Source organism: Arthrobacter subterraneus (assembly GCF_900099735.1).
GTDB classification, from domain to species: domain Bacteria; phylum Actinomycetota; class Actinomycetes; order Actinomycetales; family Micrococcaceae; genus Arthrobacter_D; species Arthrobacter_D subterraneus.
Map to the genome: position 1 here is coordinate 105,891 of NZ_FNDT01000003.1, position 11,011 is coordinate 116,901.

At 63.5% G+C, this 11,011-nt stretch carries 9 protein-coding genes; 6 read left to right on the forward strand and 3 right to left on the reverse strand.

Going from position 1 to position 11,011, the window contains the following annotated elements; genetic code table 11:
* The first annotated feature begins 68 nt into the window (after positions 1 to 68).
* The 3 genes from BLS52_RS05420 (at position 69) to BLS52_RS05430 (ending at position 4,434) form a co-directional block, all read left to right on the forward strand.
* A complete protein-coding gene (locus BLS52_RS05420) occupies positions 69 to 2,393 on the forward strand; it encodes a glycosyltransferase family 2 protein (protein ID WP_090584997.1) in 2,325 nt (774 codons plus the stop codon).
* 72 nt (positions 2,394 to 2,465) lie between these two features.
* Positions 2,466 to 2,849 (forward strand): SpoIIAA family protein, encoded by a 384-nt coding sequence (locus tag BLS52_RS05425; protein WP_090584999.1) that lies wholly within the window; start codon positions 2,466 to 2,468, stop codon positions 2,847 to 2,849.
* Complete coding sequence (locus BLS52_RS05430; RefSeq protein ID WP_090585001.1) at positions 2,839 to 4,434, forward strand: putative bifunctional diguanylate cyclase/phosphodiesterase; 1,596 nt, start codon at positions 2,839 to 2,841, stop codon at positions 4,432 to 4,434. The genes BLS52_RS05425 and BLS52_RS05430 overlap by 11 nt, the downstream gene beginning before the upstream one ends.
* A 66-nt stretch (positions 4,435 to 4,500) precedes the next feature.
* Here BLS52_RS05430 and BLS52_RS05435 read toward each other — a convergent pair whose 3' ends face one another.
* Together BLS52_RS05435 and BLS52_RS05440 are read right to left on the reverse strand one after the other, a co-directional pair.
* Positions 4,501 to 5,607 (reverse strand): branched-chain amino acid aminotransferase, encoded by a 1,107-nt coding sequence (locus BLS52_RS05435; RefSeq protein ID WP_090585003.1) that lies wholly within the window; start codon positions 5,605 to 5,607, stop codon positions 4,501 to 4,503.
* A 112-nt stretch (positions 5,608 to 5,719) separates the two neighbouring features.
* Positions 5,720 to 6,775, reverse strand: a complete 1,056-nt coding sequence (locus BLS52_RS05440) for a 3-isopropylmalate dehydrogenase (protein WP_090585005.1) — start codon at positions 6,773 to 6,775, stop codon at positions 5,720 to 5,722.
* Between the two features lie 161 nt (positions 6,776 to 6,936).
* Here BLS52_RS05440 and BLS52_RS05445 point away from each other — a divergent pair, with 161 nt between their 5' ends.
* On the forward strand, positions 6,937 to 7,446 hold the full coding sequence (locus BLS52_RS05445) for a hypothetical protein (protein ID WP_090585006.1): 510 nt from the start codon (positions 6,937 to 6,939) through the stop codon (positions 7,444 to 7,446).
* 69 nt (positions 7,447 to 7,515) lie between these two features.
* Here the strand turns inward: BLS52_RS05445 and metG are convergent, their stop codons facing one another.
* Entirely contained in the window at positions 7,516 to 9,084 is a 1,569-nt protein-coding gene (metG, locus tag BLS52_RS05450; protein ID WP_090585008.1) for a methionine--tRNA ligase, read from the reverse strand.
* 97 nt (positions 9,085 to 9,181) lie between these two features.
* Here metG and BLS52_RS05455 point away from each other — a divergent pair, with 97 nt between their 5' ends.
* Both BLS52_RS05455 and BLS52_RS05460 read left to right on the forward strand, forming a co-directional pair.
* Positions 9,182 to 9,724 (forward strand): hypothetical protein, encoded by a 543-nt coding sequence (locus BLS52_RS05455; RefSeq protein ID WP_090585010.1) that lies wholly within the window; start codon positions 9,182 to 9,184, stop codon positions 9,722 to 9,724.
* Between the two features lie 188 nt (positions 9,725 to 9,912).
* Entirely contained in the window at positions 9,913 to 10,899 is a 987-nt protein-coding gene (locus tag BLS52_RS05460; protein ID WP_090585012.1) for an AfsR/SARP family transcriptional regulator, read from the forward strand.
* Positions 10,900 to 11,011 lie beyond the last annotated feature (112 nt).

Below are 11,011 nucleotides of genomic sequence, written 5' to 3' on the forward strand. Positions count from 1 at the left end.
CCTGCAGCAGCCGCATTTGACCGGACATTCCGTGCGGAATGTCCATGAGCGTATGGGGGCGGGGCGGAATGAACCAGGAAGTTGCCCTACCGGAATCACCGGTAGGAACAGCCACAACGTCGGGCACAGCGACGCGGCGCCGGCAGTGGGGATCGGAGAAAAGGTCCGAGCCGCTGTCGATCGTCCATCCACAGCCAACACGGCGGAAGATCGCGCTGGGACGCCTTGGCATCGTTGTCACCATCCTCGGCTGGGTAGCCTATGTTGTCTCGACAATCCTTCGGGAGCTCTCCGAGAATCCGTCGCTCGGCTTCCGGTTCCAGCTGGAGGCCATCTTCTACCTCGTGGTGGTCACCTTCCTGACGTTTTCCGCGCTGATGTACCTGCTCGCGCGGCAGGGAGCGCTCTATCGTTTCCGCGACCACCGTCGCGTCCCCCGCGGTGAACTGGATAGGCACTTCGCCCGGTACGAGGAGAGCATCACGGTCCTGGTGCCCTCCTACGCCGAAGAACCCGACGTGGTCCGCGCAACCCTCTGGTCCGCCGCCCTGCAGGAATTTCCGAATCTGCGGGTGACCCTCCTGCTCGATGACCCGCCTCACCCGACTGACCCGGCGATTCTGGCGCGGCTGGAAGCCACACGAGCCCTGGCAGCCGAAATAGAGAGCACGTTGCTCGAACCGTCGATGCGGTTCAACACTGCCCTCGACGACTACCGGGGCCGCATTGCAGCGAATGCCCCGGCAGGTGATGAACTCCCACGGCTGATCGCCGAGTACGAGGCCGCAGCCGTATGGCTGGAAACGATGGCCGAAAACGAGGCAGTCGACGACCACGTGGACGAGTTCTTCGTGGATCTTGTACTGATGGGCCTCGCTCGGGAACTGCGGCTGACGATCCTGGCGCTGGGCGCCGCGCTGTCCCAGCACAGTGCTCCCGAGCCTGACCGCATGGTCGAGCTCTACCAGCGCCTTGCCCGCATCTTCACCGCATCCATGAACACGTTCGAGCGCAAGCTTTACTCCTCGCTCTCGCACGAGGCAAACAAGGCGATGAACCTCAATGCCTACATCTCCCTCATGGGCAGCCGCTGGCATAAGGAGAAGGCAGCCAACGGTGTTGTACTGCGCCCCGCAGTACAACACCACGTCGATGACCTGGTGGTTCCGGATTCGACGTACCTCCTCACGCTCGACGCCGACTCCCTCCTCCTGCGCGACTATTGCCTCCGGCTGGTCCATCTGCTGGAAGCCCCGGGAAACGAGCGGGTCGCCGTAACCCAAACCCCGTACTCGTCGTTCCGCGGAGCACCGACCCGCATTGAACGGGTTGCGGGCGCCACCACGGACATTCAGCACATCCTCCACCAGGGCATGACCTATTTCGGGGCCACCTTCTGGGTGGGAGCAAACGCTGTGATCCGCAAGCGGGCGATCGAAGACATCGTCGAGGTTGAGAACGTCGGCGGGTTTGATATCAAGACCTATATCCAGGACCGCACCGTCATCGAGGACACCGAATCCAGCGTCGACCTCGGCACACATGGCTGGACCCTGGTCAACTATCCCGAGCGCCTCAGCTACAGCGCCACGCCGCCCGACTTCGGTTCCCTGGTGGTTCAGCGACGGCGATGGGCAAACGGCGGGCTGCTCATCCTTCCCAAACTCTGGAACCAGCTTCGGGAGCGGAAGCACCGGCGGGAACGCATCCTCGTCCGCGAGATCATTCTTCGCGTGAACTACATGGCCTCGATTGCGTGGGCGAGTTTCGGCCTTCTGTTCCTCCTGGGCTACCCCTACGACAGCCGGCTCCTGAGCCCGTTGGTCTTCATCACGGCGCTGCCGTACTTCCTCGCCATGGGCAGCGACCTTCGCGATTGCGGCCACCGTTTCAGTGACATCTTCAGGATTTACGGTTTCAACATCGTTCTCCTGCCTGTGAACCTGGCCGGTGTACTGAAATCCGTACAGCAGGCATTCACCGGTGAGAAGATCCCGTTCGTGCGGACGCCGAAAGTCAAGGACCGGACAGCCGCTCCTGCCCTCTACGTTGTGGTTCCGTTCCTGATCGTGGCGTACTCCCTGTTCACCTTCTGGCGTGATCTCGTCAGCGAAAACTGGGGCAACGCTGCCTTCGCGATGCTGAACGCCCTGCTGGCGTTCTACGCGATCCGCGCCTACATCGGTCTGAAGAACTCGGTCGTAGACATAGTGCTGGGCATCCTGAACTGGCTCTACGTCCCACCGCGGAAACCGAGGCAACGGCGGTCGCCGGTCATCGAGAAGCGGCCCGAGGAGGCTGACTGGGAGGCGATCCTGTACCACGGCGACCGCCGTTTGAACCGCGACATGCGCCAGGGCAATGACCGTCGTCGTCGTATCTCTGTACGGTAGTTTCAAAGCAGTTTTCGTGAACGGGATCTGGGCTCCAATGCGGCGCTCACTGCAAGGAAAGCGACGCTCGGTATGAACGCAGGCTGGCTGACGCCCACTGAGGCACCGGATGCGCCTGCGCCCGTTTCGGTCATCCGTCTGGTCCTCCCGCAGGGTGAGCACATCACCGCGGATATTGCGGACCGGTTCGCGGCCCAGGCCCGTGTTGAAGCGGGGGGCGTTCCGCAGCCCATCCTCCTCGTCATTACCGGGGTAGCCTCGCTCAGCCGCGGAGCCCGCGCCGTCCTGAGCCGTTCCCGCACAGCCTCCTCGATTGCAGTGGTGGGCGGCAGCGCGGTGGACAGGGTCCTTGCGAACTTCCTCATCGGTGGTGAGCCGGCACCCTGCCCTACCCGCTACTTCGGGAATGAAGACGCTGCTCTCGCCTGGCTGCTTGGACCCGCACATGACGGCTGAGGACGGTGATCCCCGCCTGGCGATGCTGGTTGACGGCATCGTTCGCCTGTCGCGGGGAGACCTCAGCAGCCGGATGACTCCCTCCGCTGCGCGCGATGATGTTGACGCCGTCATCACCGGCGTCAACCTTCTCGCAGAAGAGCTTGAGCTGGTCTACCGGCAGTTCGAGAAACGCGTGGAAAACCGCACCGCAATGCTTCACCAGGCGCACCTGGACATGAAGCGCATGGCCATGACGGACGCGCTCACCGGGCTGTCCAACCGGGTGGACCTCATCGAGGACATCGAGAAGTCCCTGAACGCGCAGCGCAGCGGCTCAGCCCCACCGGCGCTCCTGCTGCTTGACCTGGATTCCTTCAAGAACATCAATGACCGGTTCGGCCACGACGCGGGTGACGACGTGCTGCGCGAGGTTGCGGAGCGGCTCCGGAGCGTGGTCCGGGCCACGGACACCGTGGCCCGGCTCGGAGGGGACGAGTTCGCTATCCTGGTGACGGAGGCCACCATGGAGATTGCCCTCGGCGTGGCCAACCGGGCGCTCGAGGTCCTCGCCCAGAGTATCGACGTCGAGGAGTTCAGCGTGCAGCCGCGCGCCAGCATCGGGCTCCGCCTTGCCACCGGTGAACATACCGCCGACGCGCTGCTGCATGAGGCCGATACGGCCATGTATGCGGCAAAGCACGAGGGCCGCAGCACCATCAGGACCTTCGAACCGGTCATGCTCTATGAACGGCAGCTTCGTACTCTCATGGCCTCGGAACTGCGCGACGCCATCGGAACCGATCAGCTCTGCGTTCACTACCAGCCGGTGGTCAATCTGAGCGACGGATCGGTCAACGGCGTGGAGGTGCTCGTCCGGTGGGAACACCCGAGCCGGGGAATGATCTCTCCTGAGGACTTCATCCCTCTCGCCGAAGAGATCGGAGCCATTTCGGAACTCGACCGGTGGGTCATGACAACGGCGCTCCAGCAGTTCGCGATCTGGCGGGCTGCGCTGCTTCTCCCGGACGACTTCCAGATGCGGGTCAACATCTCGGCGGTCGAGCTGCGCCAGCTCGACATGGTCGACTTCGTCCGCAGCCTGCTCAAGCGGATGTCCGTGCCGCCGCCTGCCCTGGTCATCGAGATCACGGAATCGGCGCTGGTCAGCGGTGGTGAGGTGGAAACCTACTCCCTGCTCAGCTTCAAGCAGCTCGGAGTGTCGATCGAGATCGACGATTTTGGAACGGGATATTCATCGATCAGTTACCTGCGCAAGCTACCGGTCGACATGGTGAAGGTTGACCGCTCCATCCTGCAGGAGCCGGCCGAAGGGACGTGGCAGCCGCGGTTCGTGGCAGCCGTGTACCAGCTCATCCAGGCGGCCGGTCTGGGTGCCGTCTTCGAAGGGATCGAGACGCAGGAACAGGCACAGTTCCTTCGGTCACTGGGCGAGCTGAGCGGGCAGGGCTTCTACTTCAGCAAGCCGCTTCCCGAGCCCGACATCACCGCCCTGCTGCGCTCCCGCAGTGCGCTCCCCCTGGGTCAGAACGACGTACTCTCGGGCGGTCAGGACAACGACGGCACCGCAGGGTGCGACAGCTGAGACGACTGTTGCCCGGCTCCACCGAAGGAACCGGGCAACCGTAGCGGGCATTTGGCGCAGGGCCGCCTACACGAGGCGGGTCATCCAGCCGTGGGGATCCTCAACCTTGCCCGTCTGGATTCCAAGCAGCTGCTCCCGAAGGGACATGGTGACCTCACCGGCCGAAGGATCCGGCGCGCTGATCACCTCGTCGCCGTCCTTGAGCTCGCCGATCGGGGTGATCACCGCCGCAGTACCGCAGGCAAAGACCTCGGTGATGTCGCCGCTGCCCACGCCGTCACGCCACTCATCCAGGGTGATGACCCGTTCCTGCACATCCAGTCCACGGTCCCTGGCAAGCTGGATGATCGAGGAGCGGGTGATGCCTTCGAGAATGGTTCCGCTCAGTGCGGGCGTCACCAGCGTGCCGTCCCTGAAGACGAAGAAGACGTTCATCCCGCCGAGTTCCTCGACGGCGTTGTTGTTGAACTGGTCGAGGAAGAGCACCTGCTTGCAGTTGTGCGCCTCGGCCTCCAGCTGCGCTGCGAGCGACGCCGCATAGTTGCCGCCGCACTTCGCCGCGCCGGTGCCGCCGCGTCCTGCGCGGGCGTAGTTCCTGGAGACCCAGATGGAGACCGGAGCCAGTTCACCGCCGAAGTAGTTCGCGGCGGGTGAGGCAATGACCCGGTAGGACACCTCGCGTGCAGGGCGGACACCGAGGAAGGCTTCGGTGGCAATCATGAACGGACGCAGGTAGAGGCTCTCACCGTCGCGGCTCGGGACCCACTCGCGGTCAGCTCCCACGAGCTGGCGCAACGACTCCAGAAAGACTTCTTCAGGCAGCTGCGGCAACGCAAGCCGCGCGGCCGAGCGGTTAAGCCGGGCAGCGTTGGCCTCCGGACGGAAGGTCCAGATGGAACCATCGGCATGGCGGTATGCCTTCATGCCCTCGAAGATTTCCTGGCCGTAGTGCAGTACTGCGGCAGCCGGGTCCATGGAGATGGGCCCGTAAGCTTCCAGCCGGGCGTTACCCCAGCCACCCTCGCCCTGTGCATCGACGGTGAAGTCGACCACCACGGTGTGGTCAGTGAAATGGTTGCCGAATCCTGGGTTGGCGAGAATTGCCGCCCGGTCAGCCTCCTTGGTGGGGTTCGCGGATGGGTACTGGGCAAATTCCAGCTGCGTAGCTGTCATGATTCCTCCACGGTTACCTTGCCGTCGCCTCAAACGACAGACAGGGGCGCCTACGGTGGTCCCTTCCGGGATGCACTCTGACGGTTGGTTGAGTTAATGGGTCCTAACCAGCTTAGGATACCGCCGCCGCAATGGCATCGCCGATTTCCGCGGTGGTGCGGGTCGCACCCGCCCTGGTAGCGACGTCGTGCTCCACCGCCTGTTCGATGCGTGCCGCCTGCCCGGCCAGACCCAGATGCTGAAGCAGCAGCGCGGCAGAGAGAATCGCTGCGGTCGGATCCGCCTTCTGCTGCCCGGCGATATCCGGTGCCGAGCCGTGGACCGGTTCGAACATCGACGGCGCGGTATGGTCCATGTTGATGTTCCCGGACGCGGCAAGACCGATGCCGCCAGTCACTGCCGCGGCGAGATCGGTGATGATGTCGCCGAACAGGTTGTCGGTAACAATGACGTCGAACCGGGAGGGGTCCGTGACCAGGAAGATCATGGCCGCATCGACATGGAGGTAGTCGTGGGTGACCTCGGGGTACTCCGCTGCCACAGCTTCGACGGTGCGCTTCCAGAGGTGTCCGGCGTGCACCAGCACGTTGTGCTTGTGGACAAGCGTGAGATGCTTCCTGCTGCGCTCGTTCGCCCGGCGGAATCCGTCCCTGACAAGCCGCTCGACGCCGTGGGCCGTGTTCACCGAAACTTCTGTGGCGATCTCATGCGGTGTTCCCGTGCGCAGCGCCCCGCCGTTACCCACGTACGGGCCTTCGGTGCCTTCACGCACCACCACAAAGTCGATTGCACCCGGATTCGCCAGGGGACTCGGCACCCCGGGATAGAGCTTCGAGGGACGGAGGTTGACGTAGTGGTCGAGGCTGAAGCGCAGCTTCAGCAGCATCTCGCGCTCGATGAGGCCCGAGGGAATGCGGGTATCCCCCGGAGCCGCTCCCACGGCGCCGAAAAGGATGGCGTCATGGCTGCGCAACTGTTCCAGCGTTTCGGCTGACAGCGTTTCACCCGTTGCCAGCCAGTGCTCGGCTCCGAGTTTGTATTCGGTGAGGCTGAGTTCGGTGTCCACAGCGGCCGTCGCTGCCCGGAGTACTTTCACTGCCTCGGCGATGACCTCCGGTCCGATGCCGTCCCCGGGAATCACTGCCACATTGATGCTTTTTGAAGTCATGGGATCAGCCTAGGCAACCATCCCGCATCCCGGACAATTCCGTTTCGTATATTGAGACACCGGCGGTAGCCTGCGCGTGGGAACGTTGGCCCGGCCGCCCTGACCTGCGAAGATTACTTCACGGTCCGCGGGCGCGGACTGTAGCGAAACCAGGAGGCCATGTGAGGACACCCACCAAGGAAGAACGGCAATGGCTGTTCCGCTACCTTGAGGACCATCTGCTCGGCGCAACCAGCGGTGTTCGGCTGTTCAAAGAAGCCGCGGACACCTGGGAGGGTACGCCCCATGGGGAAACCCTCGCACATCTGCATGAGGAGATTTCCGGTGAGCGCTCGGAACTGCTGGCTTCCCTCGAAGCGCAGGGGCACACGCCGAACGCAGCGAAAATGCTCCTCGCCCAGGCGGGTGCGGCCGTCGCCCGGATAAATCCGCTCAATATACGCGGAGGCGAGAACGGCCCGGGCGCCCAGCTGGAACTCGAAGCGCTTCAGAGCCTGGTTCGCGGCAAGGAAGCTCTGTGGGAAACGCTGCTGGCGCTGCTTGATGACGGCTGGTCATTCCCCAAGTACGACCGGGAACGCCTCTCCCACCTTGCGGAGCGTGCCCGGGGCCAGCAGCAGGAGATCGCGGCCATCATGTGTTCCACCGCTGCGGAGCGTTTCCGCGCCTGAACCCTCCACGGCGATTTGGCAGGACACACCCAGTTTGATGAACCGTGACCGCGTGTCCTGCCATATCGGTCACGCGTCGGCAGGCTCCTCGTACTTCGGGAAGATCGGTGTCGGCGCCGGCAGCGCGATTCCGGGCACCAGCGGCGTGGTAATTGCACTGAAGCGCCGGGCGTCGTCGTCATCGCCTGTCCCCTGCCCCAGCACAGTAAGTAGCTTCGCGGCGCCGTCGGGCATCACGGGTTGCACCAGGATGGACACAATCCGCAGGACCTCAAGGGTCACGTAGAGCACCGTGTTCATACGGTCCAGGTCCGTCTTCCGCAGGACCCACGGCTGCTGCTCGGCGAAATAGGCATTGGTATCACCCAGTACCGTCCAGATCGCCTCGAGCGCGCGGGACAGCTCCTGCTTCTCGAACGCGGCCCTGCAGGAATCCAGGAGCGTGTTGGCGGCCGCCAGCATCTTCTGGTCGGCCTCGGACAACGACGACGGCGCAGGCACCAGTCCATCGCAGTTCTTCGCCACCATTGACAGCGACCGCTGCGCAAGGTTCCCCAGGTTGTTCGCCAGGTCCGAGTTCATGCGGGAGACGATCGCCTCATGGCTGTAGGATCCGTCCGCGCCGAAAGGCACCTCGCGCAGCAGGAAGAAGCGGATCTGGTCCCGGCCGTACTGATCCATCCAGTCCTTGGGCGCGATGACGTTGCCGAGTGACTTCGACATCTTGACACCCTTGTTATGCAGGAAACCATGAATCATGATGCGTTTCGGCAGCTCGATTCCCGCGGACATCAGGAAGGCGGGCCAGTAGATGGCGTGGAAACGGGAAATGTCCTTGCCGATCACGTGCACGTCCGCGGGCCAGTACTTGCGGAACTGCTCCGATTCCGTGTCCGGATATCCGACGCCGGTGAGGTAGTTGGTCAGCGCATCCACCCACACGTACATGACGTGTTTGGGGTTGCCGGGTACAGGCACTCCCCAGTCGAACGTGGTGCGGCTGATCGAGAGGTCATCCAGGCCGCGCTTCACAAAGCTGATGACCTCGTTGAAGCGGGACTGCGGTGCGCCGAACTCGGGCTGGTCAGCATAGAGGGCGAGCAGCCGGTCCTGGTAGCTGGAAAGGCGGAAGAAGTAGCTCTCTTCCTCCGTCCACGTCACCTCGGTGTCGGTATCGGTCGAGTAGCGGATGCCGTCCTCGCGGAGTTCTGTCTCTTCCTCCGCGTAGTACGCCTCGTCCCGCACCGAGTACCAGCCTGCGTACTTGTCGAGATAGATGTCCCCGTTGGCTTCCATGCGGCGCCAGAGGTCCTGCGACGCGGCGTAGTGATCCTCATCAGTGGTGCGGATGAAGCGGTCGTAGGTGATGGCGAGGTCAGCGTGCGCTGCCTGGTAGACGGCCGCGTTCCGGTCCACCAGTTCCTTGGGGGTGATGCCCTCTTTTTCGGCGGTCTGGGCGATCTTCATGCCGTGTTCATCGGTGCCCGTCAGGAACATGACGTCGTATCCGTCCAGGCGCTTGAAGCGCGCGATGGCGTCTGTGGCCACATACTCATACGCATGCCCGATATGGGGCACGCCGTTGGGATAGGTGATGGCTGTGGTGATGTAGAACGGGGGCTTCTGCGCAGAACTCACCCTAGAAAGTTACCCTGCCACCGGTTGGTTGTCGCATCATTGCGTTCCAGGCCAGGCAATCATGGTTTTCCCATGGTGGTCCGACAACACTACTTGCATGGCACAGCAACTCGACGACCGCCGCGTCATCCCCCGCCGCACCGTTCCCCGCCACCGGATTCTAGTTCCCGCCGTGCTGGTTGCGGCGATGGCGGGCGGGGCGGCATGGCTGCTGACCAACAGCGTGGAGGAGGAACCGCCCGTCATGCTCGGCGCCTCTGACACTGTCGACGGAGGAATCGCCCGCATTAATGGAATCCTGCCCCTGGAATCGGACGGCTGGGAGCCTCCGGCCAACGGCGCGGCCCTAGAAGCTGCAGTGCCCGACGGCGCACACCGGGTCCGTGTGCTCCTCGAACTGACCGCCCTCGAACCGGACGGCATCAGCTTCCGGGCCTCCGACTACTTCATTGACGGCCTGGGCACCGGCGAACCCCGGGTCATCTGGGCATCGCCGTCCAGCCATGCGGCGCAGCAGGGCGAAAGCATTGACGCCACCCTGGTCTTTGAAATTCCGAACCAGGCGCTTGCACTGGTACTCAGTGACGGCGGCGAAACCCGCCTCTCCCTCGGAACCGAGCACCACACAGCGGCTCAATAAGCGCACCTGAGTAGCGCCGCACGCTACTCAGGTACCTACCCGGACCAATACCTGTGAACATTCGAGTAGTGCCCCTGAATCCGGAAGGCTCGGGGGCATATTTTCGGGTAGACCCTACTCGTGATCGGTGTTTCGGACGTCCCTAGCGTTGATCTCATCATTCGAAGCACAAAGGACGAGGTCTCGCCATGTTGCAGTCAGATACCTTTTCACCCTCACATTCGGGGTCCCCTGTGGACGCACCGGGTGTGCCGGCCTTCCTGACGGTCCAGCTGATCGGCTCGCTGCGCATCCGGCGCGGTGATACCGTACTCAACGCCCGGACCCTCGGTGGACCAAAGCCTCGCCAGATTCTGGAGATTCTCCTCCTGAGCCTGGGTACCCCCGTCTCCAAGGACCGTCTCATCGAGGTCCTCTGGGAGGGACATGCGCCGGCAGAGGCTCTCCCGACGCTTGAAAGCTACGTCAGCGTTCTGCGCCGGAACATCCAGCCGGGCAGCGGCAAACTTGGCCCCCTGCGTACCACCACCGGCGGTTACGTGATGGACGCGGCCATGGTGGATCTTGATGTCTTCCGCTTCGACCAGCTCCTGCGCCTGGCGCAGCAGAGCGCACCCGAAACCGCGCTGCAGCTTCTTCAGGAAGCGCTGGGCTTCGCAACGGCCCCGCTGCTTGGCGACGAACTGCTGCCGGCGTGGGCGGAGGATGAGCGCGAGCTTCACAATTCCCGCGTGCTGGAAGCGACGGTTCTTGCGGCAGAAACGGCGGCAACGCTGGGAGCCGTCTCCGAGTCCATCGACTGGGCCCAGAAGGCCCTGACGATGGATCCTCTCAACGAACGTGCCTGGGAGGCCCGGATTGCCGGCCTCGAGCGCACGGGACGGTACGCCGAGGGCCTGCAGTGCTACGAAAAGTGCCGCAGGGCCATGGTCCGGGAACTTGGCTGTGCGCCGGGTCCGGGCCTGAAGGCAGCACACGCGCGGCTCCTGCAGGCTACTGCGGAGAATGAAGGAGAACTCTCCGACGTTCTCTCTGCACTGCTTGTTCTCCACGGCCAGCTCAGCAGGACGCCAACACCTGCGGCCGAAGCAGCACCGCAGATTGTCCGCCAGTCCCTTCGGGAAGCCACCCACGTCATCAACTCGTTCCTGCTCCGGGCGATGTCCGCAGCGTAGGAGTACCACCCGCCGGCTGATTGGAATGGCGGGTTGGATGAATTTTCACTGGGTTCCTGCCTCATGGGGCAGGAACCCTTTTTTGTCAGCGCCCGTTATCCCCTCCGGAACG

Coding starts and splice junctions, on each gene's coding strand:
- BLS52_RS05420 (WP_090584997.1), top strand. CDS start 69: ATGAACCAGGAAGTTGCCCTACCGGAATCACCGGTAGGAACAGCCACA.
- BLS52_RS05425 (WP_090584999.1), top strand. CDS start 2,466: ATGAACGCAGGCTGGCTGACGCCCACTGAGGCACCGGATGCGCCTGCG.
- BLS52_RS05430 (WP_090585001.1), top strand. CDS start 2,839: ATGACGGCTGAGGACGGTGATCCCCGCCTGGCGATGCTGGTTGACGGC.
- BLS52_RS05435 (WP_090585003.1), bottom strand. CDS start 5,607: ATGACAGCTACGCAGCTGGAATTTGCCCAGTACCCATCCGCGAACCCC.
- BLS52_RS05440 (WP_090585005.1), bottom strand. CDS start 6,775: ATGACTTCAAAAAGCATCAATGTGGCAGTGATTCCCGGGGACGGCATC.
- BLS52_RS05455 (WP_090585010.1), top strand. CDS start 9,182: ATGGCACAGCAACTCGACGACCGCCGCGTCATCCCCCGCCGCACCGTT.
- BLS52_RS05460 (WP_090585012.1), top strand. CDS start 9,913: ATGTTGCAGTCAGATACCTTTTCACCCTCACATTCGGGGTCCCCTGTG.